Origin of the sequence: Bacillus sp. V5-8f, assembly GCF_002863565.1 — a bacterium.
Taxonomy (GTDB): Bacteria; Bacillota; Bacilli; order Bacillales; family DSM-1321; genus Peribacillus.
Genome location: NZ_PGUW01000001.1, coordinates 188,225 through 212,105, shown reverse-complemented (window position 1 = coordinate 212,105; position 23,881 = coordinate 188,225). Strand labels below are relative to the sequence as shown.

At 43.2% G+C, this 23,881-nt stretch carries 27 protein-coding genes; 25 read left to right on the top strand and 2 right to left on the bottom strand.

Translation table 11 applies throughout. The features are described from left to right. The first annotated feature begins 22 nt into the window (after positions 1–22). From CUU64_RS00885 to spoIID, 16 genes are all read left to right on the top strand, one after another. Positions 23–427, top strand: coding sequence for a F0F1 ATP synthase subunit epsilon (locus CUU64_RS00885; protein ID WP_101631392.1), 405 nt, complete (start codon positions 23–25; stop codon positions 425–427). A 285-nt stretch (positions 428–712) separates the two neighbouring features. Continuing rightward, positions 713–1,087, top strand: a complete 375-nt coding sequence (locus tag CUU64_RS00880; protein ID WP_101631391.1) for an NADH-quinone oxidoreductase subunit A — start codon at positions 713–715, stop codon at positions 1,085–1,087. Further along, a complete protein-coding gene (locus CUU64_RS00875) occupies positions 1,078–1,590 on the top strand; it encodes a NuoB/complex I 20 kDa subunit family protein (RefSeq protein WP_101631390.1) in 513 nt (170 codons plus the stop codon). Before CUU64_RS00880 ends, CUU64_RS00875 begins: the two co-directional genes overlap by 10 nt. 2 nt (positions 1,591–1,592) lie before the next feature. Then, positions 1,593–2,630, top strand: a complete 1,038-nt coding sequence (locus CUU64_RS00870; protein ID WP_101631389.1) for an NADH-quinone oxidoreductase subunit C — start codon at positions 1,593–1,595, stop codon at positions 2,628–2,630. A gap of 3 nt (positions 2,631–2,633) precedes the next feature. Next, positions 2,634–3,734 carry an NADH-quinone oxidoreductase subunit D gene (locus CUU64_RS00865; protein ID WP_101631388.1) on the top strand — a complete coding sequence of 367 codons (1,101 nt, stop codon included), beginning with the start codon at positions 2,634–2,636 and terminating at the stop codon, positions 3,732–3,734. Beyond that, positions 3,734–4,741, top strand: coding sequence for an NADH-quinone oxidoreductase subunit NuoH (nuoH, locus tag CUU64_RS00860; protein WP_101631387.1), 1,008 nt, complete (start codon positions 3,734–3,736; stop codon positions 4,739–4,741). Before CUU64_RS00865 ends, nuoH begins: the two co-directional genes overlap by 1 nt. Before the next feature lie 102 nt (positions 4,742–4,843). Continuing rightward, a complete protein-coding gene (nuoI, locus tag CUU64_RS00855; protein WP_101631386.1) occupies positions 4,844–5,263 on the top strand; it encodes an NADH-quinone oxidoreductase subunit NuoI in 420 nt (139 codons plus the stop codon). After that, positions 5,260–5,781 carry an NADH-quinone oxidoreductase subunit J gene (locus CUU64_RS00850; RefSeq protein ID WP_101631385.1) on the top strand — a complete coding sequence of 174 codons (522 nt, stop codon included), beginning with the start codon at positions 5,260–5,262 and terminating at the stop codon, positions 5,779–5,781. The genes nuoI and CUU64_RS00850 overlap by 4 nt, the downstream gene beginning before the upstream one ends. Continuing rightward, a complete protein-coding gene (gene nuoK, locus CUU64_RS00845; protein ID WP_101631384.1) occupies positions 5,778–6,092 on the top strand; it encodes an NADH-quinone oxidoreductase subunit NuoK in 315 nt (104 codons plus the stop codon). The genes CUU64_RS00850 and nuoK overlap by 4 nt, the downstream gene beginning before the upstream one ends. Positions 6,093–6,142: 50 nt before the next feature. Next, positions 6,143–8,014 carry an NADH-quinone oxidoreductase subunit L gene (gene nuoL, locus CUU64_RS00840; RefSeq protein WP_101631383.1) on the top strand — a complete coding sequence of 624 codons (1,872 nt, stop codon included), beginning with the start codon at positions 6,143–6,145 and terminating at the stop codon, positions 8,012–8,014. After that, entirely contained in the window at positions 8,011–9,531 is a 1,521-nt protein-coding gene (locus CUU64_RS00835; RefSeq protein WP_101631382.1) for a complex I subunit 4 family protein, read from the top strand. Before nuoL ends, CUU64_RS00835 begins: the two co-directional genes overlap by 4 nt. A 6-nt stretch (positions 9,532–9,537) precedes the next feature. Beyond that, on the top strand, positions 9,538–11,061 hold the full coding sequence (nuoN, locus tag CUU64_RS00830; RefSeq protein WP_101631381.1) for an NADH-quinone oxidoreductase subunit NuoN: 1,524 nt from the start codon (positions 9,538–9,540) through the stop codon (positions 11,059–11,061). Positions 11,062–11,298: 237 nt separating this feature from the next. Next, positions 11,299–11,541, top strand: coding sequence for a DUF1146 family protein (locus tag CUU64_RS00825; protein WP_101631380.1), 243 nt, complete (start codon positions 11,299–11,301; stop codon positions 11,539–11,541). A 189-nt stretch (positions 11,542–11,730) separates the two neighbouring features. Further along, entirely contained in the window at positions 11,731–12,480 is a 750-nt protein-coding gene (locus CUU64_RS00820; protein ID WP_180954416.1) for a YwmB family TATA-box binding protein, read from the top strand. Positions 12,481–12,512: 32 nt separating this feature from the next. Beyond that, positions 12,513–13,820, top strand: a complete 1,308-nt coding sequence (gene murA, locus CUU64_RS00815; protein WP_101631378.1) for a UDP-N-acetylglucosamine 1-carboxyvinyltransferase — start codon at positions 12,513–12,515, stop codon at positions 13,818–13,820. Between the two features lie 308 nt (positions 13,821–14,128). Further along, entirely contained in the window at positions 14,129–15,166 is a 1,038-nt protein-coding gene (spoIID, locus tag CUU64_RS00810) for a stage II sporulation protein D (RefSeq protein WP_101631377.1), read from the top strand. Between the two features lie 32 nt (positions 15,167–15,198). Here spoIID and CUU64_RS00805 read toward each other — a convergent pair whose 3' ends face one another. Beyond that, positions 15,199–15,627 (bottom strand): VanZ family protein, encoded by a 429-nt coding sequence (locus CUU64_RS00805; RefSeq protein WP_101631376.1) that lies wholly within the window; start codon positions 15,625–15,627, stop codon positions 15,199–15,201. A 200-nt stretch (positions 15,628–15,827) separates the two neighbouring features. Here CUU64_RS00805 and spoIIQ point away from each other — a divergent pair, with 200 nt between their 5' ends. The 8 genes from spoIIQ to CUU64_RS00765 all read left to right on the top strand — a co-directional run bounded on the left by spoIIQ (position 15,828) and on the right by CUU64_RS00765 (position 22,536). After that, positions 15,828–16,793 carry a stage II sporulation protein SpoIIQ gene (gene spoIIQ / locus CUU64_RS00800; RefSeq protein ID WP_101631375.1) on the top strand — a complete coding sequence of 322 codons (966 nt, stop codon included), beginning with the start codon at positions 15,828–15,830 and terminating at the stop codon, positions 16,791–16,793. Positions 16,794–17,178: 385 nt separating this feature from the next. Beyond that, complete coding sequence (spoIIID, locus tag CUU64_RS00795) at positions 17,179–17,451, top strand: sporulation transcriptional regulator SpoIIID (protein ID WP_101631374.1); 273 nt, start codon at positions 17,179–17,181, stop codon at positions 17,449–17,451. 364 nt (positions 17,452–17,815) lie between these two features. Beyond that, complete coding sequence (gene mreB / locus CUU64_RS00790; RefSeq protein WP_101631373.1) at positions 17,816–18,817, top strand: rod shape-determining protein; 1,002 nt, start codon at positions 17,816–17,818, stop codon at positions 18,815–18,817. Positions 18,818–19,118: 301 nt separating this feature from the next. Then, positions 19,119–19,955 carry a flagellar hook-basal body protein gene (locus tag CUU64_RS00785; RefSeq protein WP_101631372.1) on the top strand — a complete coding sequence of 279 codons (837 nt, stop codon included), beginning with the start codon at positions 19,119–19,121 and terminating at the stop codon, positions 19,953–19,955. Between the two features lie 33 nt (positions 19,956–19,988). Beyond that, positions 19,989–20,834: a flagellar hook-basal body protein gene (locus tag CUU64_RS00780; RefSeq protein ID WP_101631371.1), complete on the top strand. Its 846-nt coding sequence runs from the start codon at positions 19,989–19,991 to the stop codon at positions 20,832–20,834. 76 nt (positions 20,835–20,910) lie between these two features. After that, positions 20,911–21,171: a DNA-directed RNA polymerase subunit beta gene (locus tag CUU64_RS00775; RefSeq protein WP_101631370.1), complete on the top strand. Its 261-nt coding sequence runs from the start codon at positions 20,911–20,913 to the stop codon at positions 21,169–21,171. 182 nt (positions 21,172–21,353) lie between these two features. Next, a complete protein-coding gene (fabZ, locus tag CUU64_RS00770; protein WP_101631369.1) occupies positions 21,354–21,779 on the top strand; it encodes a 3-hydroxyacyl-ACP dehydratase FabZ in 426 nt (141 codons plus the stop codon). A 400-nt stretch (positions 21,780–22,179) separates the two neighbouring features. Further along, the gene (locus tag CUU64_RS00765; RefSeq protein ID WP_101631368.1) at positions 22,180–22,536 is read left to right on the top strand and encodes a hypothetical protein; all 357 of its coding nucleotides are present in this window, start codon (positions 22,180–22,182) and stop codon (positions 22,534–22,536) included. 184 nt (positions 22,537–22,720) lie between these two features. Here the strand turns inward: CUU64_RS00765 and CUU64_RS00760 are convergent, their stop codons facing one another. Beyond that, a complete protein-coding gene (locus tag CUU64_RS00760) occupies positions 22,721–23,161 on the bottom strand; it encodes a YwpF family protein (protein ID WP_101631367.1) in 441 nt (146 codons plus the stop codon). 343 nt (positions 23,162–23,504) lie between these two features. Between CUU64_RS00760 and ssb the strand changes: the two genes are divergently transcribed. After that, on the top strand, positions 23,505–23,876 hold the full coding sequence (ssb, locus tag CUU64_RS00755) for a single-stranded DNA-binding protein (protein WP_101631366.1): 372 nt from the start codon (positions 23,505–23,507) through the stop codon (positions 23,874–23,876). Positions 23,877–23,881 lie beyond the last annotated feature (5 nt).

Genomic DNA, 23,881 nt, shown 5'->3' with positions numbered 1-23,881 from the left:
AGGGACCAAGGAGGGTATTAAAATGAAGACCTTTAAAGTCAGTATTGTTACTCCCGATGGCCCTGTATACGATTCTGAAGTCGAAATGGTAAGCACAAAAGCACAAACCGGGGAGCTTGGTATTTTAGCTGGACATATCCCTATGGTTGCGCCGCTGCAAATTGCTGCCGTCCGCTTAAAAAAAGACGGAAAGACTGAATATATCGCAGTAAACGGAGGCTTCCTTGAAGTTCGCCCTGATGTCGTAACTATCCTTGCCCAATCAGCTGAGCAGGCAGAAAGCATTGATTTAGCTCGTGCTCAGGCAGCCAAAGCCCGAGCTGAAAAACGGTTACAGGATAATCAAGAAAATATCGATGCTAAAAGGGCAGAACTTGCTTTACAACGAGCCATCAACCGCATTGCAATAGCAGAAAAGAAATACTGATAAAAAGCACTATCCATCTTATGGGTAGTGCTTTTTTTGCTGTTTTGGTTATTGTTCGTTTAGGACTAATTTGGTATTTCTCAGCTATAAGAGAAATATTCTGGTTATCTTTACATATTATCTAATGTTAAGAAAGGTTGAACACCCTAAGAATCCCTACCTTTTATTCTGGCACAATGTTATAATGTATACGTTTACACGCCTATATATTACCAAAAGATATGTTTGTGCCCCCAAAGAAGAAAAGCAAATCAGGATCTCAAAAACCAGGCAGGGAGGTTGTACATGGAAGATTTGCATATTTATAAGAATAATTATCTGATAGTATTTGTGTTTCTCTGTTTAGGTATACTTTTGCCGATAGTAGCTCTTTTAATTGGCAAGCTGCTTCGTCCATACAAGCCAGGTGAGGAAAAATACACCACTTATGAAAGCGGTATTGATCCGTTTCATGATTCAAGGGTTCAGTTTAATGTACACTACTATATTTTTGGGCTGATGTTTGTCATCTTTGATGTAGAAACGGTTTTCTTGTATCCATGGGCAGTAGCTTATGAAAAGCTTGGGATTTTTGCATTGATTGAGATGTTGATATTTGTATTCTTGTTACTGATTGGGTTGGTCTATGCATGGAGGAAGAAGGTGTTAAAATGGACTTAACATTAGACGGAGTTTCATTATCGGAAATGGAAGAGCTGCGCCGGAGTGTTTTTCTATCAACTCTCGAGCAGATAAAGGGATGGGCCAGGAGCAATTCTTTATGGCCGATGACATTCGGACTTGCTTGTTGTGCAATTGAAATGATGGGAGTAGGTTCTTCGCATTACGATTTAGACCGTTTCGGTTCATTTTTCAGGACTTCTCCTAGGCAATCGGATGTCATGATCGTTTCCGGTACAGTGACAAAAAAAATGGCGCCTATTCTAAGGCGATTGTATGATCAAATGCCTGAACCCAAATGGGTGATTGCCATGGGCTCATGTGCAACTGCCGGAGGACCATATATTAAATCCTATTCGGTCGTAAAAGGGGTGGACCAAATTGTTCCAGTTGATGTTTACATACCCGGTTGCCCGCCAAACCCGGCCGCCCTTATTTATGGAATTAATAAATTGAGGGAGAAAATCCGCCATGAAGCAAAAACCGGGAAGAAGGTGATGTAGATATGGACGGTGAAAAAAGCCTGGAAGAATTAAAAAAAGCAGCAGCAGCTAAAGCCAAAGCCGCCGCGCTGGCTAGGAAACTAGCGAAGGAACAAGGCTCGGAGGTTGATTCGGAACCGGCAGAGAAAGAGGATCTGGCAAAGAAAAAGGCAGCCGCCGCAGCAGCCAAAGCGGCCGCGCTCGCCAAAAAGCAAGCGAAGGAACGAGGTTCGGAGGTTGATTCGGAACCGGCAGAGAAAGAGGATTTGGCAAAGAAAAAGGCAGCCGCCGCAGCAGCCAAAGCCGCTGCGCTCGCCAGGAAACAAGCGACAGAGCAAAAAGCAGCAACTAGTTCTCAGCCAGCAGGCGGAGAAGACCTTGAAAAGAAAAAAGCAATAGCAGCTGCAAAAGCAAAAACTGCCGCCTTGGCAAAGATTAAAGGGAATTTAGATGCAGAGGATCCCGAAAAGGCAAAAGCTAAGGCCATTGCTGCGGCAAAAGCAAAAGCCGCAGCCGCCGCCCGGGCAAAAGTTGCCTCCGCATCCAAAGTGGAAGAAGAACTCACAACTGAAGCTATCCCATCGCCTAATCAGCATTTCCTCGATAAATATGTAAAAGTGATAGACAGCCATTTGGGTAAAGATGTCCTCGAAGATTCATATATTAATAAACTTTCAAAAGATGTTCCCACCCTTGTCGCAAAGCAGGATACATACAGAAAAGTAGCGGAGTTATTGAAACGTAACGAGCAGCTTAGCTTTCATTATCTTTCCGAACTGCATGGCAGTGATTTTGAAACACACATGGAAATTTATGTCCATTTATATTCGTTTACAAATCGGCAATCGGTTGCCTTAAAGGTGAAGATCAATAGGGATGATCCGGAAATTCCGTCTCTCGTTCCTTTGTGGGAAGGAGCCAATTGGCCGGAATGCGAGGCGTATGACCTTCTTGGAATTAAATTCCTCGGCCATCCTGACTTAAAAAGGATTTTGTTAGGAGAAGAGTGGATTGGGCATCCGCTTCGAAAGGATTATGAACCGTACGATGTGGAGGTGTAATCTATGATTCGAACGGAAGAAATGCTATTGAATGTCGGTCCGCAGCACCCGAGTACCCATGGAGTTTTCAGGCTTGTCATTAAAATTGATGGAGAGATCATCAGGGAAGCCACACCGGTTATCGGCTATCTGCACAGGGGAACGGAAAAATTGGCTGAAAACCTGCAGTATACACAAATCATTCCGTATACAGACAGAATGGATTACCTAGCCGCGATGACAAATAATTATGTCTTATGCCATGCTGTAGAAACGATGATGGGGATTGAGGTTCCTGACCGTGCGGAATATCTGAGGGTCATTGTCATGGAACTGGGACGTATTGCTTCTCATTTAGTTTGGTGGGGGACCTATTTACTTGATATTGGTGCAACTAGTCCATTCCTTTACGCTTTTAGGGAAAGGGAAATGATTATTAATTTGCTAACTGAGCTGTCTGGTGCCAGGCTTACCTTCAATTACATGCGCGTTGGCGGCGTAAAGTGGGATGCTCCAGAAGGCTGGATTGAAAAAGTCCGTGACTTTGTCCCTTATATGAGGGAGCAGTTGAAAGGCTACCACCAGCTTGTTACAGGAAATGAAATCTTTATGAACCGCGTTAAAGGAATCGGTGTTTATACAAAAGAAGATGCAATTAACTTTTCATTAAGCGGTGCCAACCTCAGGTGTACAGGCGTTAACTGGGACTTGCGAAAAGATGAACCTTACTCGATTTACGATCGTTTCGATTTCGAAGTTCCAGTCAGGGAGGATGGAGATGCTTGGTCACGTTATCATTGCCGTATGGAAGAGATTTTAGAATCATTAAAAATTCTCGAACAAGCAGTGCAGCAGTTTCCCAAGGAGGGAGCTGTCCTTGCAAAGGTTCCAAAAATTATAAAAGCTCCAAAAGGAGAGGGCTTTGTAAGGATTGAATCGCCTCGCGGTGAAATAGGTTGTTATATCGCGAGTGACGGGAAAAAGGAACCATATCGATTAAAATTCAGAAGGCCATCTTTCTATAATTTACAAATCCTTCCCAAGCTGTTAAAAGGAGAAAATATGGCCAACTTAATAACGATTCTAGGGGCAATCGATATTGTACTAGGGGAGGTTGACGGCTGATGATAGAAGAATTGCTGCGTTCCTCACCAGGTCTTTTACATTTTGCGATTTTTTTTCTGCTTGCCGTCATCTTGCTTTTTGTTGTTCTTGGCTTTGTTACCTTTGGCATTCTTTCTGAACGGAAGGTTATGGCCTTCATGCAAATGAGAATCGGCCCAAATCAGGTGGGGGGCAGATGGGGCCTTTTACAAACTGTGGCAGATGTACTGAAACTGTTGATCAAGGAGGATACAATCCCGAAAGCGGCGGACCGGCCTCTTTATATTATTGCACCTGTCATTGCCTTTGCGCCCTCATTCATGGTCCTTGCTACGATGCCATTCACTGACAAGCTCCAGTTCGCTGATATCGGGGTGGGCCTTCTCTATTATATTGCTGTTTCTGGCATCACAACGGTGGGAGTTGTCACAGCCGGATGGGCATCAAATAACAAATATGCCCTTCTTGGAGGGATGCGTGCAGCCGCTCAAATGATCTCTTATGAAATTCCTTTGGTCATGTCGGTGGTTGGGATCGTTTTACTTACGGGAAGCCTGAATTTAAATGAGATTGTGGCTGCTCAAGAGGATATGTGGTTTATCGTCCTTCAGCCAGTTGCATTTATTGTGTTTATGATTGCTTCGGTTGCTGAGTTGAACAGGGTTCCTTTTGACCTTCCCGAGGCTGAGTCTGAACTCGTCGCAGGTTACCATGTCGAATATTCGGGTTTTCGCTGGGCGATGTTTATGCTTTCGGAGTATGTATATATGTTTGCTATGGCAGCGTTGACTACCATATTATTTTTAGGAGGCTGGCATCCACTGCCGTTTTTAGGCTTTATCCCGGCTGCCGTCTGGTTCTCCCTGAAGTTTAGCCTTGTCATCTATTTTTTAATCTGGATACGTGTTACCTTTCCGCGTCTTCGGGCTGACCAGCTAATGGAGTTTGGCTGGAAGGTCCTACTGCCGGTGGCACTTGCCAATATATTTGTGACCGCCTTGTTGAAAGAGTTATTCAGTCTACTTTAATATGGAAGGTTGAGCAAGGGAATCGTGAGGAAAAATGGATCAAGTTTATTTAATCACACACGCTTATGCGCCAGTGGCATCCAGTAAACAAGGGGTGAGAGCATGTTCGGTTTAATGAAAGGGTTGGGGTATACAATGAAAAACCTGACCCGAAAAAAAGTAACCTATGATTATCCTAAAAAGCCGCTACCGCTACCCGACCGGTTTCGCGGGATACAGAAGTTTTATCCTGAGAAATGCATCGTCTGCAACCAATGTGTGAATATTTGCCCCACGGACTGTATTCAGTTAACAGGGAAAAAGCATCCGGATCCGGCGAAGAAAGGGAAAATTATTGATACGTATGATATTAATTTTGAGATTTGTATTTTATGTGACCTTTGCACGGAGGTCTGCCCGACCGAAGCCATTGTCATGACTAATAATTTTGAACTGGCGGAATATAGCCGAGATGAGCTTTTTAAAGACCTTGTCTGGCTTGACGAAAACGATGAAAATATTCGGAAGGAGAATAAAGCATGAGCCTTTCAGGCGAATTTTTAGCATTCATTTCTCTTTCCCTTGTGGCCATTATCGGCGGTGTTCTTTTATTGAACTTTACAAAAGTAGTGCACATGCTGGTTGCTTTAGTCTTCTCGTTTATGAGCATTGCAGGTATTTATGTGCTGCTTTCAGCTGAATTTGTGGCTTTTGTCCAAATCCTGATTTATTCAGGAGCCGTTACTATTATCATGCTGTTTGGAATCATGCTTACAAGGCATGATGATAAACAAGAACAAAAAGTAAGCTTTTGGAGAAAATTCATTTTGCTTCTCGGCATTACTGGTTTCGGGTTAGCGGTTTACCTCGGAATCTATAATCTCAACATACCCGCAAAACCGACAACCCTCCATGAATCAAATACCGAGCAAATCGGAGTCGAGCTATACTCGAAACATATCATTCCATTTGAAATTACCTCTGTTATCTTGCTAGTCGCCCTTGTGGGAGCCATTATATTGGCAAAGAAGGATGATGAAAAGGAAGGTGACAGGCCGTGACTTCAGTCCCTTTATCAGCTTATTTGGTGCTTGCACTCGTCTTATTTTGCATTGGGCTATACGGTGCATTGACCAAGAAAAATACCGTCATTGTATTGATTTCCATCGAGTTAATGCTAAACTCCGTGAATATCAATTTAGTGGCTTTCAGTAAATATGGGATCACTCCGTCAATTACGGGACAGATCTTTTCGTTGTTTAGCATAACGGTAGCGGCTGCAGAAGTGGCGGTCGGCCTGGCTATCTTGATGTCGTTGTACCGCAATCGCAAAACAGTTAATATTGATGAAATGGATACGATGAAACACTAGTTTTAGAGAGAAAAGGCGTATGCGCTTTTCTTAAGAAGGGAATTGATAGGATGATGGAGAGTGCGTGGCTTATACCGCTTTTCCCGCTTGTTTCATGCTTGATCCTTCTTCTATTCGGCAGCCGTTTAAAAGAAGCGGGCAGTTCATTTGTCGGCATAATTTTTACATTTGCATCTTTCGTATGGTCTGTACTTACTCTCATTGACCGGTTGCAATCTCCTACTTATAAAGCCGAGGCCGGCTGGCTGGCTATAGGGGAGGTGCAAATTACGGCGGGAATTGAGATTAATCAATTGAATGCGTTAATGTTAGTGATCGTATCGGTTGTAAGTTTTTTAGTTCATATGTACTCAAAAGGGTATATGAAGGGCAACGCCCGGTTTTCGATGTTTTACGCATACCTTGGATTCTTTACTTTCGCCATGCTAGGGCTTGTGATGGCTCCTAATTTGCTGCAGCTGTATTTTTTCTGGGAACTCGTCGGATTGGGGTCCTTCTTGCTGATAGGGTTTTATTTTTATAAGGATGAGGCAAAAAGAGCAGCCAAAAAGGCTTTCATTTTGACGAGAATTGGGGATGTCGGCCTCTTGGTCGGTATGATTCTTTTATTCTGGCAGGTTGGCAGCTTTGAATATGACGAAATTTTTCAGGCGGTAGAGGCGGGGGCGATACCTGCAGAAATGATTACGTTGACTGCGATTCTTATTTTTATCGGTGCCATCGGGAAATCAGGGCAATTCCCTCTACATACCTGGCTACCTGATGCGATGGAAGGGCCAACCCCAGTATCTGCGTTAATCCATGCTGCAACCATGGTAGCGGCGGGTGTGTATTTGGTAGCAGCAATGTTTCCGTTGTTTACGGCAAGTGAGACAGCACTGGCCATAGTAGCGGTTACGGGGGGTTTTACGGCAATTTTTGCAGCAACTATCGGTCTGGTTCAAAGGGATATTAAACGGGTTCTCGCTTACTCTACGGTCAGCCAGCTTGGCTATATGATGCTAGCATTAGGGTCGGCAGGATATGTAGCAGGCGTTTTTCACCTTATGACACACGCCTTTTTCAAGGCACTGCTGTTTTTGGCAGCGGGCAGTGTCATCCATGCTGTACATACTCAAGATATTGAAAAAATGGGCGGCCTTTGGAAGAAAATGAAGGTTACCGGTCCGCTGTTTTTAATTGGGACTCTGGCTATTACGGGTGTTCCGTTGTTTTCGGGGTTCTTTAGCAAGGATGAGATCTTAGTCGCTGCCTGGCAGCACGGAAACCAAGGATTATTCTGGGTTGCCTTGATAGCAGCATTTTTCACTGCTTTTTATATGTTCCGCTTATTTTTCATGGTGTTTACAGGGGAATCCAGAAATCGTCTAGCAACGGTTCACGAATCGCCTCCAACCATGACGGTACCTATGATAGTACTTGGAGTTTTCGCGGTCATCAGTGGCTATGTTAATACGTATTGGTTTGGCACATTCCTTGGTGATTGGCTGGTAGAGGGAAACAACTTGTTGGTCCATACCCATACAGAAGCCCCCGGCTGGATTATGTTAGCTGCGACGGCTGTTTCTGCGGCAGGAATCCTTCTTGCTTATTTTATATATGGAAGACGGGTAATCTCGAGGAATTGGTTGGGTGAGGAAGATTCGGTTGTGTATACAGCCTTATATAACAAGTACTATATCGATGAAGCGTACCAGTTCTCGTTTGTGGCGCTTACACGCTGGATTAGTCTTTTCCTGTCCTATATAGATAGATTCATAGTCGGCGGGCTAGTGAATGCAATAACGAGGGCGGTCCAAAGCCTAGGCCGTATTGGATCCAGGCTTCAAAATGGGCAAGCGCAGCTTTATGGGACCATAGCCTTCTTTGGCCTGGCGGTTCTTGTGGTGTTATTTGCCTTAACCGGGAGGTACTTTGGATGAACTCAATGATATTGACACTCTTGGTATTCTCCCCTGTGTTGGGAATCCTGCTTATGGTCCTGGTTCCGAAGACAGATGAAAGGAATTTGAAGGTACTTGGCTTTTTAGGCACTATCCCAGCATTGCTGATTTCACTGTATCTTTATGTTCAGTATGCTACTGGGGCAGATCTTTCAAGGTTTTCAGTGAAAATAGATTGGTTCCGGTTTGGGAACTTCGAGAAGTATGACCCAAATCTGTTAGCAGTGGACTATGAACTTAGCGTGGATGGCTTGTCGCTTATCATGGTCATTTTGACAGCTGTTCTTTCAACCATGGCATCCATTGCCTCCATCCATATCAAGAAGGAGTGGAAAGGGTATTTCATGCTGTTTCTTCTTTTGGAAATTGGAATGCTCGGGGTGTTTACCGCACAAAATCTTATTTTATTTTTCATATTTTTTGAGATCACGTTAATTCCAATGTTCTTCCTGATAGGAAAATGGGGTTTTCTGGAGAAGGAGAAAGCAGCATATAGTTTCCTGCTTTTTAATGGAGTGGGTTCAGCGATACTCCTGATAGTGATTATGGTTCTTTTTGCACGAACAGGAACGTCAAATATTGATGCATTAAGGCATATCATGACGGTGGGCGGGGTTTCTTTATTTGCACCGGTTTCGGATGCGATGAAGTATACCCTTCTGTTTGGCCTGCTGGTTGCTTTTGGGATCAAGCTTCCCATCTTTCCTTTGCATACCTGGATGCTGCGGGTGCATGTGCAGGCGCCGCCATCGATAGTCATGCTCCATGCAGGTGTGCTGTTAAAAATCGGTGCCTTTGGTCTTATCCGATTTGGAATGGGGATTTTTCCCGAACAGTTTAAGGAAATTGCTTTTTTCGTAGCGGTTTTGGGTGTTATTAACCTTCTGTATGGTGCTTTTTTGGCAATGATACAGAATGATTTTAAAATGGTGCTCGCCTACTCTTCGATCTCCCATATGGGAATTGTCTTAATTGGCCTGGGGGCATTGAACGAAGCTGGCATGCAGGGAGCCATCTTCCAAGTAGTATCCCATGGTTTGATTTCCGCACTTCTGTTCTTCCTTGTTGGTGTCATGCATGAGCGTGTGAAAACGTCGATGATCGATCAGCTGGGTGGGATGGCCCACTACATGCCTATCACATCAGGGTTTTTGCTGGCAGGGGCGATGGCCTCGCTCGGACTGCCGGGAATGTCCGGTTTCATAAGTGAATTCATGGCGTTTTTGGGGTTGTTTAAAGAAGAACCGATTCTTGCCTCGATTGGGGCGCTTGGAATTATTTTAACGGCCGTTTATTTACTCCGGGCTGTACTTGGTATGACTTTTGGTAAAGCAAAAAGTACGGTTACCGAAGGTGTTTCTGAGTTAAAAGGAATAGAGTTTGCGCCTGTTTTGATACTGCTTGCTTTAATTATAACGATCGGGATTTACCCAACGGTACTAAGCGGACCATTAAAGGGAACATTGGATGCAATTATGTTAGGGATAGGAGGGTGACGGGGGATGGATATGGAAACAATGCTTTCTTATGATTGGGGAGCGATGGCCCCGGAGTTTATCATCCTTGGTACGGCTGTCCTGCTATCGATTCTTGATTTATTTGCTCCAAAGCAATTTAACCGCCGTTCACTCGCCTGGTTGGCCCTGACAGGCATTCTCCTCGCATTCGTTGCCTTGCTTGGGCTAATGGGCCAAGAATCAGTCAGTATTTTGCACGATACCTTCCAGCTGGATTCATTTGCGGTCGCTTTTAAGATTATTTTACTAATAGGCGCAGCTTTGGTCATACTGCTTGCGCACAGCTATGATCCGCCTGATGGGATAAATGAATACCGGGGTGAATTTAATTATTTATTCCTGGCCGCCTTGCTTGGTGCGATGGTAATGGCTTCTAGCGGCGATTTAATCACGTTGTTTGTTGGCCTCGAACTACTTTCAATTTCTTCTTATATATTGGCCGGCATGAGAAAAAAGAATGTGCAATCCAATGAAGCGGCTATGAAATATGTGGTCAATGGCGGTATTTCAACGGCGATCACCTTGTTTGGAATGAGCTATCTTTATGGACTGTCCGGAACGACGAATTTAAAAGAAATCAGTGCTGGGATGACTGGTATTTTTGACAGCCAGTTTCAATATTTATTCGGTCTGGCGTTCTTTATGATCCTGGTCGGGCTTTCCTTTAAGATTGCATCTGCTCCCTTTCATATGTGGGCTCCGGATGTATACCAGGGAGCGCCAACGCCGGTCACTGCTTTCTTAAGTGTCATTTCGAAAACGGCTGGTTTTGCTATTATCTACCGTATTTTGATTGGTTTGTACATTACTGCAGCAGGAGATAGCATGGGAGCCTTTACCTTTCTTGAGAAAAACCAGGTATATCTGGCATTCCTGGCCGGAATCACGATGATTATCGGAAACATTATTGCGCTCAGGCAGCGGAATATCAAACGCCTTTTTGCTTTTTCGAGCATTGCACAGGCTGGGTATGTACTGGTAGCTGTGGCTACCCTTGGAGGAGGGACCTTCCTATTTGATGCCGTTTGGTTTTATTTAATGGCCTATATTTTCATGAATTTAGGAGCATTTGCCGTCATTCAGCTGGTTACAGAGCAGTCGGAAACGGAGGACGTCTCAGGGTTTGCCGGACTATACAAACGGTCACCGTCGCTTGCGGTTCTGATGGCAATCTTTCTTCTGTCACTTGCCGGTATACCAGGGACTGCTGGTTTTATCGGCAAGCTCAATATCATCCTTGGTTCCGTAACGGCGGAACCGGGCCAATATGTGTTAGCTTCTATTATGATGGGTACGACAGTCATTTCTTACGTTTATTATTTTGGCATCATGACACAAATGTTTTTCAGGCCGTCCAATTTAAAGGGGGCATTTAAAGTACCTGCGGGAATATCGATAGTCCTTGCAGTCTGTGCAGCTGGCACCATTCTCTTTGGAATCATGCCAAGCCTTGCCTTTGACTTTCTGCATACGAATATTGGAGACTTTGCCGACTTTTTTGCACGTTAAGAAAAGTATACTTTGAACATTATAGATATCCAGGCAACGGTAGCGATCAAGTGTAGCAACAAAGGCATAGGGTTGTCGTTGCTTCCCAACTAAATGAAAACGGGGTCAGTCCCCCGGTGCTTTGAAGCGGTAAAGCACCGGGGGACTGACCCTCTAACTTTTTTCCTTTTTAATCCCATTTTCCTCAGTGATTTATGGTACAATATAGTTTGGGTTGTTTTTTAGGAGGGTCATTTTATGTATTCAGCCATTGGCCAGGGTGCTTTAACCGGGATTGTTGCACATCTATTTTTTATTGCCGTCACCTGGTGGGCGCTTCAAGCATTGCATTTTGATAAATTGCTAAGGTCTCATTCCGTTGTGAAGGCAAGGGTTCTTTACATCTTGCTCACCATTGCGATTGGGTCGTCTGTAAGCAATTTCTTCCTGGACTACTTAACATGGTCAGGACAGCTTCCTTACATGTTTAATCAACCGTAGGATCTAAGTTTTGTATTGAAATCGTTTGTGAAAATTGTAACGAATAATAATTTGCGGGCATAACAACCAATGTTCTTTTTTCCTTGCCGGACTACTAGTGGATATAGGAATTTTGTCGGTTCCTGACGAGAAAGTGTTAGTATGCTTCTTCCTCCCCTGGAAAAAATAGAGGTAGGGGAGGAGATACACATGCTAAACAAAATAAAGAAAATATTGCCATACATACTTATTGTTGGTTTCATGGGGTTTATGTTTGGGAATAGTACGATTGTGGCTAAAAGCAAGGCTGATATAGAAATATTGACCGAGCGCTTGCAGCATGATCGGAACGTAAATATACAAGAATGGTCTGTATATGCAAGGGAAAAGAACAACACGATAAAGACTGAGCAGGAGTTTAACCAAGCAGTAGAGAAAATTGGAGAGGCATTTCCAAAAGCCAAGTGGACATTCGTAAAGGACAACAATGAGCGGAAGGCGATTGCCGTAATCAAGAATCCCGACAGCGAATTGACTGAATCAATTCGTCTGATGGCTTCCCTTGAAAGTAACGAGCCGGTGTCATATCTCATATATGAAGTAAAGGGCCATTCATGGGATAGTCGGTATTCAGCTTTTTTTGAAAATGTATTTCAAACCAGGAAAAAGGACATATTTCGAGGAAATCCATCAATTTTTTCTTGTGTGAAAGGCGTTTTCAATGATAATATTGATACGGTTTTAAGCACTGAGACTGCAAGATTGTTAGATTTATTCAAGGCGCAGGAAATTGAAAGCATAAAAGAAAGTAACTTCATTTCCCTATCTGCGCAAACACCCATGTTTAGTCAAACATTTACAAATAAACAATTGAACTTGCAACTTGCTTTAAGAACAGAAGGAATGGGTGGCAAGACTACCTTTGTAGTTGGCACACCAATCATCACGTTTGAATATTAATATAGAGAAATTGGACGCGGAGGGGAATTCTTTTGGAAAAAATCATCGTCCGCGGCGGAAGAAGGCTGAGCGGGACAGTTAAAGTCGAAGGCGCAAAAAACGCCGTTTTGCCGGTTATCGCTGCAACATTATTAGCAAGTGATGGAAAAAGCATCATTCATGACGTACCAACGCTCTCCGATGTATATACCATCAATGAAGTTTTACGTAACCTAAATACTGAGGTTGTATTTCGAGATAATACAGTTATTGTAGATGCATCAAAAGAGCTATTAGATGAAGCGCCATTTGAGTATGTCCGAAAAATGCGTGCATCCGTACTTGTTATGGGATCACTATTGGCAAGAAATGGCCGTGCCCGTGTAGCTTTGCCTGGAGGGTGTGCAATTGGCTCCCGTCCAATTGACCAGCACTTAAAGGGCTTTGAAGCCATGGGCGCAAAGGTAAAGGTAGGAAACGGGTTTATCGAGGCACAGGTTGAAGGAAGACTAAAAGGTGCAAGGGTATACCTTGATTTCCCAAGCGTTGGTGCCACCGAAAATATAATGATGGCGGCCACACTTGCAGAAGGAACAACCATCCTTGAAAATGTTGCAAAAGAGCCTGAAATTGTCGATCTTGCTAACTTCCTGAATAAAATGGGAGCAAAAGTAAAAGGGGCAGGCACAGGGACACTGAAAATTGAAGGTGTAGAAAAATTATACGGTGCTGAGCATGCAATTATTCCTGACCGTATCGAGGCAGGAACATTTATGACTGCTGCAGCGATCACTGGCGGAAATGTTCTTGTAAAGGGAGCTGTTCCTGAGCATTTGACTTCACTAATCGCCAAGATGGAAGAAATGGGCGTTTCAATTACAGAAGAAGAAGATGGCCTAAGAGTGATTGGTCCGAAAAACTTGAAGGCGGTGGATATCAAAACGATGCCGCATCCTGGTTTCCCTACGGATATGCAATCCCAAATGATGGCCTTATTGCTTCGTGCCCAGGGAACCAGTATGATTACGGAAACGGTATTTGAAAACCGTTTTATGCATGTGGAAGAGTTCCGCCGCATGAATGCAAACATCAAGATTGAAGGACGTTCAGTTATCATGAACGGGCCATCTGACTTACAGGGAGCCGAAGTAGCGGCGACCGACCTGCGCGCTGCTGCAGCTTTGATCCTCACGGGGTTGGTGGCAGACGGTATTACTCGTGTGACGGAACTGAAGCACCTTGATAGAGGCTATGTCAACTTCCATGGAAAACTGGCAGCCCTTGGTGCAGATGTTGAACGGATTACTGAAGAAGACATTGTAATAGAGCGCGATACAATCGTTGCTGATTTAAATGCATAGAAACAAAACAGTATGGCCGGTATCCCGCCTTTTATGATGGGGACCGGCCTTTTGATTAGGAGCACACCCGGACTATAGGTTTAGCCGTTTCAACGAATGCTGAAAGTATTATGATCTTGGGCAAATAAAGGCACGATGTTCAAAAAGCAGATTCCTAAGTGCTCTTGATCTTTACAATAGTAAAATAACAGCTTCATACAGGTTCTTCTGTCATAAATGCTTGTCCTCTCCCATACATTTTTATAGAGACTACCTGGTTCACACCATTCGACACCACGGTAGAAAAATGTAAAGGGAGGCCAGGAATATTGAAAACATTTCAACCGATGATCGCTCTTTTTGTTGTCATAGTATTTGTCATTATTATGATTCCGGCTGTGCTTGTGCTTCCATTCTCGACAGAACAAGCTGACGGTAAATTATTAGAAAATATTGAGGAGTCATCCAGTAAAAAAACTGGCCAGACAAAAAATGAGCCAACGCTTGCTGTCCCGGTTTCCGTATACCGATCAGAAAGTAAGATTGTTGAAAAGCTGCCGCTTGAATCTTATGTAATTGGGGTAGTTGGAGCCGAGATGCCTGCCGACTTTGAGATTGAGGCATTAAAGGCGCAGGCGATGACGGCACGCACGTACATCGTAAATCAATTATTGTCCCAAGACACATCTGGTTTGCCCAAAGGGGCCGTTGTAACGGACACCGTTCAGCATCAGGTCTATAAAAATAATGAGGAATTAAAGAAAATATATGGTTCGGAATACAATGAAAAAATCAAAAAAATTGCCAAGGCAGTAAATGATACGAAAGGCCAAATCATCACATATGATGGAAAACCAATCACAGCCAGTTTTTTTTCAACCAGCAACGGTTATACAGAAAACTCGGAGGCTCTATGGGGAAGTCCGCGACCGTACCTGAAAAGCGTATCGAGCCCTTGGGATAAGGAAATATCGGAGAAATTTTTCAGTAAAAAAGTCATGGCTGTGGCTGATTTTGAAAAAAGGTTAGGTGTAAAGGTTACGGATGGAAACCAGATTGGTACCATCACATCAAGAACTCCTGGAAAACGGGTGGGGGTTGTTGAGTTTAACGGCAAAAAGCTGACTGGAAAAGAAATACGGGAAGCGCTGGAACTAAGGTCTGCTGATTTTAGTTGGGAAAGGAAAGGGAAAAACATTGTCATCACCACAAAAGGCTTTGGCCATGGAGTGGGCATGAGCCAATACGGTGCAAATGGCATGGCTTTAGAAGGAAGGAATGCCGAAGAAATCGTGAAGCATTATTACCAGGGTGTAGCGATCCAGTCCTCCGACAAACTCTTGAACACATTGACCGCGAAGAAATAATACAAAGAGATGGCGCACTGGAGGCGCCATCTCTAAACTTTTTCATCGTTAAGCTTCCTAATTTTTGTTAAGAAGCCGCGATTATGCTTGAAATAGTGGTACTGAACATGGAAGTAAGCTGCAGCTACACCAATCCAGTCTTTTAACAAATCAATCCAGCTGGCATTGCGATATGGCACGAATGATTGATGGATTTCATCGGTCATGCCATACAATGCTGCAACCACTGCTGCAAATAGGCTGAAACGAGGAGATAATTTGCCAGAGGCGGCCAGAGCGGCAGCAAAAAGCATATAAAGAATCGCAAATTCCACAAGGTGCAATGCCTCTTTAATAAAGCGATCTGTGTCCCGGTCCGGTAATTCCACCACAGCGTTATCCGGCAGGCTCGACATGATCCACACCGCAGCCATATAAAGAAAAGGCAGAACAATAATAATAATCCGTAAGAGCTTTTTCATTCCTACAACTTCTTTCACGATAAGATAAATTTATTTTAACAGGAAAACAGAAAAAGGGACACGGAAGGTTTCTTATAATGCCAGCGATTAAAATAAATGTATAGAAAATACGTCCGCAACAAAAACTACATACAAAAAATTTTTTATCTAAGGTATATAATTTCAGCAATCTGTTCAGAATGATTGCTGAGGTGATAATTATGAGAGAGGAAGAAAACAAAACTTCTCGAAAATCTACATTCCAACGCATTATAAAGAAGCGTTGGGCATTACCGGCCATCTATATTGGAAGCGCAGCTATCATTTTGGCAGCAGCCTTGTTCGTACAAAACAGTTTTGAAGAGTCAGCAGAACCTGCCAAAGAAACGGAAACAGGAAAGAATTTTAAAGAGCCTGCCATCGAGGTAAACAGCAAGCTTGAAAACATCAAGATGCCTGTAGCCGATGCTGAAACTGCTGTAATCAAAAAGGAATTCTACGATGTCAATGGAACCAACGAAGAGCAGGAAGCCGCACTGGTATCTTATAATAATAGATACGAACCAAACAAGGGCATCGACATCGCAATGAAGGATGGCAAAACATTTGATGTAGTAGCTTCCTTAAGCGGTATTGTCAAGAACGTGAAGGATGACGCATTGCTTGGAAACGAAATTACAATCGAGCATGATAATGGCGTTGTCACTCATTATCAATCCGTAAAGGATATAGAAGTTGCGGTTGGCGATGAAGTGAAGCAGGGACAAGTTCTTGCAAAAGCTGGACAAAGCCTGTTGAATGAAGAAGCGGGTGTGCATGTCCACTTTGAAATCCGTAAGGACAATGTAGCTCTTAATCCTGTGGATTTAATTGACAAGCAGCTTTCATCGATTGAATCAGCAACCGAGGAATCTGACAACTCCGGTGCAGCAACAGAGAACGAAGTTGATCCTGAAAACGCAACAGAGGAAGACTCTTCAGCACAGCCTGATAGCAAGGCTACAGAAGAAGGCGCTGGCAATTCATCAGAAGACGACAGTACGCAGTCATCTGACCAAAACGACGGACAAACAGATGAAAACACTAACACTGATGATCAAGGTTCCGATTCAGAAATGAACAAAGATTCACAAGATGGAACAGACACTATTGAAAAAGAAGAAACCAAAAATTCATCTAACAATTAAACAAAACACAAAACACATGTAACACTCCCATTAACACAACTGAAAATTTGGTAAAAACCCGTCCCTGGACGGGTTTTTTTGTCGGGGTCCCCCACCTCGGGAACGCGGTAAAGGGGTGGGGGACTGACCCCTGAAATAAGAATATTTAGAAAATTAGATAAACTCCTTGTCCATATTCGACTAATTTATGCATATATTTTTAACCAAGCTAATAAACTGTACAAAACCATACTAACGAGAGTGTTTGAGGTGAGTGATCGTTTATTACAGTTCATACATATAGTTGAGGATATATTATTCATTTTGTCTGGGTAGCGCTAATTATAGAGCAGGGAGCGGATCTCATTTCACACTTCTCACATCCAATTTAGGGAGGGCGAGTGGTGTGCACGATTACATCAAAGAAAGAACTATCAAGATAGGAAAGTATATCGTGGAAACAAAGAAAACGGTTCGCGTAATCGCGAAGGAGTTTGGTGTCTCCAAAAGTACTGTCCATAAAGACCTAACTGAAAGACTGCCTGAAATAAATCCAGACCTTGCAAATGAAGTAAAAGATATTTTGGATTATCATAAATCAATCCGCCATTTGCGGGGCGGTGAAGCGACGAAAATGAAATATAAACGTTCAGAACGAGAAGAAGAGGTTGTGAAATAAACTGCAGCTTCCAAAAAAGACGAAAAAAATCGGGCTAGTACAGTGAGAGTACAGCGTTCAGCGGCTGGTTAAAATCAGTCCTAAATCCCTGTCAACGCTGGAAATCCCGATTTTTATATGTTACACACAACTGTGTTTGTCCAATTGCCCATTCTCCTCCTTTCTCCATAATATCTTCTTTCGCCACATAACTTTTTATCTTCATAAAAGTAAGTACTTCCTTAGTTCGCATTTTCGACAAAATCATGTAATACTTTACTTTATTTTTGATTCGCCCTTACTTCATGCCTACTTAATATGGTAAAATTAACAATTAGGACATAAGTAGGTTCTATGTATGGTTTTCAAGGAGGAAATAGGAAAAATGTTTGCAAGAGATATTGGGATCGATCTCGGAACGGCCAATGTTTTAATACATGTCAAAGGCAAAGGAATCGTGTTAAATGAGCCATCGGTAGTAGCCATAGATAAGAATACGAATCGTGTGCTTGCGGTCGGTGAAGAAGCCAGGAAAATGGTAGGGCGTACCCCGGGGAATATCGTTGCCATCCGCCCTTTGAAGGATGGGGTAATCGCAGATTTTGATGTTACGGAATCGATGCTTAAGCATTTCATAAACAAGCTGAATGTAAAAGGATTTTTATCCAAGCCCCGGATCCTGATTTGCTGCCCGACAAACATCACAAGCGTCGAACAAAAGGCCATCAAGGAAGCTGCTGAAAAGAGCGGCGGAAAGAAGGTTTATCTTGAAGAAGAGCCTAAAGTAGCCGCAATTGGAGCGGGAATGGATATTTTCCAGCCATACGGGAATATGGTTGTGGATATTGGGGGCGGAACGACCGATGTTGCGGTACTTTCGATGGGTGACATTGTGACATCCTCCTCTATTAAAATGGCTGGGGACAAGTTTGATAACGAAATCTTGAATTACATCAAGCGCAAATATAAGCTGTTGATAGGGGAGCGCACGTCAGAAGACATCAAGATTAAGGTAGGAACAGTATTCCCTGAATCCCGCAGCGAAGAAGTCGAAATCCGCGGGCGCGATATGGTTTCCGGCCTGCCAAGAACGATTACCGTTAACTCTGAAGAGATCGAAGAAGCATTGCGCGAATCTGTTACAGTGATAGTACAAGCTGCGAAAAGCGTTTTGGAGCGTACGCCTCCTGAACTTTCGGCCGATATTATTGACCGCGGGGTTATTTTGACCGGAGGAGGGGCTTTGCTTCACGGTATTGACACGCTGCTTGCTGAAGAACTGAAAGTACCTGTACTTGTTGCAGAGCAGCCTATGGATTGTGTTGCAATTGGCACCGGAATTATGCTTGACAATATGGACAAGCTGCCAAGGCGGAAATTAGGCTAATTGCCAATCAGTTTGGTTAATCATAGTTATCACAAGTAGTACTGAGTTTCTATAAGGGTCTAAAGTTCAAATAAGACATGAAGGCAAAATAATGCCCGGCAAATGCTTCTTGAACCGTGGACCCTTTCGTTTTTTTTAACAGTATTCCTGTGTTTTTGAAATGATCCTATGTACAATAGTTCCTTTATTTAACAGTAAAAACAAGATTGCTTCTGTCCGATAACATAGTTAGGTTTATAATCCGGTTATTTAAGCGGCGTTCCAATCAGGTTCGCAACGCTTTCCAATAGAGGTGAAAGAAATGTTAAGAGGGTTTTATACGGCGGCCTCGGGTATGATTGCCCAGCAAAGAAGGACGGAGATGCTTACTAATAACCTGGCCAATGCCAATACACCCGGGTTTAAAGCAGACCAGTCAAGCGTAAGGGCTTTCCCGCAGCTGCTTCTGGACCGGATCGGTGCAGCATCGATCCCGACTGAAAAAGGGCTCCACCTTCCAATCCACTCCCGTGTCGGGGAATTGGGAACAGGGGTCTATGTGCAGGAAGCCGCACCTAAATTCATGCAAGGCGACATTCAACAGACAGATCGGAATACCGATGTAGCACTTGTGGATGGAAATATGCCCGTGAGCAATGAAAACGGCTTGAAAGGGACTGTTTTTTTTACGGTAACGAATGCCGACGGGGAACTGCGGTATACGAGAAACGGCAATTTTACGCTGGATGGGCAGGGATTTTTAACAACCCCGCAGGGCTTCTATGTGCTTGATGAGGATAATAACCGGATTCAGTTGAATAGCGAGAACATTACCATAGGCGAAACCGGAGTTGTAATGGAAAACGGACAGCAGGTTGCGCGTCTTGGAATTGGCTTCGCTGAAAATCCCTATGCACTGATAAAAGAGGGAAATGGTCTATTCCGAAATGAGGCAGACGCACTTGGCAACGCGTACAATCAGGAGGGAGTCGCTTTCTCGACGCAGCAAGGATTCATCGAGAGCTCCAATGTGGACCAGTCCCGGACCATGACCGATATGATGGCGGCGTACCGATCGTTTGAAGCGAATCAAAAAGTTTTGCAGGCCTATGATCGGAGCATGGAAAAGGCCGTAAATGAAATTGGCCGAATCGGATAGAAAATAGTCCCGACGAAAGAGGGGGGAACATAAATGAATAGAACGATGATAACCGCTACGAATACAATGGGCCAGCTACAGCATAAGATGGATATGATCGGTCATAATATATCTAATATTCAAACGACCGGATATAAACGAAAGGAATCATACTTCAACGATCTGCTCGTCCAGGAATTCAATAACCAACTTCAACGCAATGAAGTGGGACGGTTGACACCAATCGGCATTAGACAGGGGACAGGCGCCAGAATCAGCCAGTCGCAGCTCGTTCTCTCGCAGGGCAGCTTGAAAATTACGGACCGCAGCCTTGATGTTGCACTTGAAAAAGAGGACTTATTCTTCAGAGTACGCGTAGCCGACGATAAAGGGGAAAGCACAAGATACACCAGAGACGGAGCTTTTTACCTCACCCCGGTGTCCAATAATCCAGATCAAATGATGCTCGTTACCGGAAAGGGATATCCAGTACTTGATGAATTCGATAATCCCATCGTAATAAGTAACAACATGAAAAATGTAACCTTTTCCAAAGAAGGCCAAATGAAAGCGGTAATGGATAACGGAACCGTCGAAACCTTCAATCTAGGAATCCAATCGATAAAAAAACCACAGTTTTTGGAACAGATTGGTGAAAACCTTTTAGGCCTTCCTGCTAATTTTGATCAACTTGGTATAGAGCGAGGAGACATCATGACTCCTTTGGATGGCGGTCTAAGACAGGAAATCTCCTTGCGCCAGGGCGCTTTAGAAAGCTCCAATGTGGACCTATCCAAGGAAATGACAGATCTTACAAATGTGCAAAGGCAATACCAATTCAATGCCAGGTCTGTGTCGATGGCTGACCAAATGCTTGGATTAATTAACGGGATCCGTTAAGCAAACGGTGCTACTGTAACATATTAATGCAGCGGGGGACCCCCAAAAAAATACAAAGGAGCTTACGCACTTTGGGATGGAAGAAAAACAATTAACCAGACAAGAATATAGACAGCAGGTAAAAAAGGCAGAAAAAGCAGGGAATACGAAAGAACGGATCCGTATCAGGCTTTTGCCGATTTGGCTCAGGCTGGTGATTGTATGTGTGCTGATTGCCTTTAGTGTTTTGGCAGGTGCTGTTGTTGGCTACAGTGTTATTGGGGGCGGGAAAGCTTCGGATGTTTTTAAAACGTCCACCTGGACCCACATTGTAGATCTTGTGAATAAAGATATATAGATATAAAAGCATATGTTGTGTGTAATGAAGGTATTGAGCCTCAGTTCATTTTGGTTTGGGTCTGATCGTGAAGGTCAGGCCCTATTTGCTTCTACACACAGGTATGCCTAAGATAGCTTGGGTAGTATCCGTCATGCTTTTCATGATATCATTGAAAAAAGTGAAGGATGGAGGACATAGGAATGTTAGATGTAACCCAGATTAAGGAAATTATTAAACACCGCTATCCATTTTTGCTTGTGGATAAAATACTCGAGGTGGAAGATGGAAAACGAGCGGTAGGAATTAAAAATGTATCTGCTAATGAGCAATATTTCAATGGGCATTTCCCGGATTATCCGGTAATGCCGGGCGTTTTAATCGTAGAGGCACTGGCGCAGGTAGGCGCCGTGGCAATTCTTCGCCAGGAAGAATATAAAGGTCGTCTTGCCTTTTTTGCGGGAATCGATAATTGTCGTTTTAAAAGGCAAGTGAAACCTGGAGACCAGCTTCGCCTTGAAGTTGAGATGACACGGCTGCGAGGTTCCTTTGGAAAAGGGAAAGCGGTAGCTACAGTAGATGGGGAAATAGCGTGCGAAACAGAAATTATGTTTGGATTTGGCGATTAATCTTTAAGCCATTTCACTACACAGATAGGGAAAAATACATAAGGGTGCTCCCAGAAAAATGTGAGCTTTTTCATGCAAAACATCCATTATAATGAGGGAATGACTGGAAAGGCGTAATCAGGAAGCAGGATTTTTCATGAAACAGGTTTAAAATATCCTCATTTCGTGTAAAAATAGTATATGGAAGTTAAGCATGGACACATTTTAAATGATGTTTATGTTTATGAATACTTGGTTTGGTAAACCACATCTTTTTATTCTCCCTTCTGGAAGGCCGGGCAATTGCCCGGCCGATTTTTTTATCCTTAATCTAAAAACGCTGTAATAATTCAAGATATCCGGGCAAAATACGAACAGGACACTATATAGTCCACTACATAAGAAGGGAGGTTAACTGACCATGAAAATGCGCTTAATGACTTTGCTTGGCGGTTCTTTATTGTCTTTCATGTTAGTGGCTGGATGTAACAACGATAATGATGATAATAATCCTGCTCCGCCTGATGATAACAATGTTGAGGACCAGCAAGATAATAACAACAACGATATGGTTCCTGGTGATAATGACAATAATAACGGAAACAATGACGTAGATGTTGATCCAGGTCAAAATGGTGAAGAAGGCATTGACAATGACAAAAATGGGGCTGACATCAACAATAACGGAGACGAAAATGATGACAATTTTATAGAGGATAACGGTGTCATCGATGATAATGACAATAACAATCGGGACAGGAACGGCAAAGACCGATAAGATGTAGTAAAAGTTTTAAACAAAAAGATTGGCTTTTAAAGGAGGTTGAGTTCTACAAGAAAGGAAACCACTTTCCTCTCTTGTTCAGTTCAATAACTTTAAAGGACCAGTCTTTTTTGTTAGACTGGCCGGAGTGCAACTGCTATGCTTCGAAAACATACACCACCCTACAGCCCTCAAAGAATTACGATTCCTTTTTAACTGAAATGAGCTTTGGCCGCGAACGTAATTTTTCCTTGAATTGTTCAATCAACTCATCGCCGACAATTCCCTGCTTCATTAAATCCTTAAGCAGAAGCTCTGCATATTTGCTGCGGTTTTTTTGAAGATGGCCCTCAAAAAGGACGATTACGTGGCCATCCACTTGTTTGATGGTTTTTACGACTGTTTTAAAAGCTGCGGGATCATTGTCTTTCTTTGTAATGACAGCCTGGACACTCAGCTTTTGGCCGGGCGGGACAAGATTTTCTACCGTCCTAAAATCACTCTCCGAAATAAACGCTTCAATGATCCATGTACTATGATCATCTTCTTTATTAATGATAAGTCCGTCTGACAATTCTATGTCTATAAAGCTCCCGGATTCGGAGACAATTTGCAGCGATATTAATTTAAATGTCTTCAAAATATCCCTCCACTCTCTAATGATACAGTATCCGAAAAACCTGTTCTTATTCTGGTTAGTATATGCTTCTAGCATAACTGAAAAAGAACCGCCATTGAAAGCAAAAAGAGTCGTACACGGTAATATGTGTCTAAATTATGAATAGATAAAAAAATAGTCGGAAAATGAAAAGGAATCCATAAATCGCTTTTTTAGAATGATTTCCCTTTAAAAAGTACAACTTCCAAAATAACTATCAGGGTTTATGCTTATCAAAATTTGCTGCTATGACAAATTTCACGATTTTACCTAATGCGCATGAATCCATTATGATGAGGTCACACGTTAGAAAGGGGTTGGTTTTTTGATCAATCAAGTAACACTAGTGGGAAGGCTCGTGAAAGATCCGGATCTAAGGTATACTCCGGAAGGGAAGGCTGTATCGAATATTACGCTGGCGGTAAACAGGAATTTCCGAAACCAGGATGGAGGCTACGATGCGGATTTCGTCCAATGCACGTTATGGAAGAAGACGGCCGAAAATACTGTCCAATTTTGCCGGAAAGGGTCGATTATCGGGATTACAGGCAGGATCCAAACACGCAGCTATGATAATCATGAAGGCAAAAAGGTATATGTTACAGAAGTAGTCGCTGAAGGTGTAAGATTTGTTGGACCGAAACAATCCAGTTTCAGGCAAGCGGATGTAAGAAATCCAGAAATGATGAGATCATAATGATA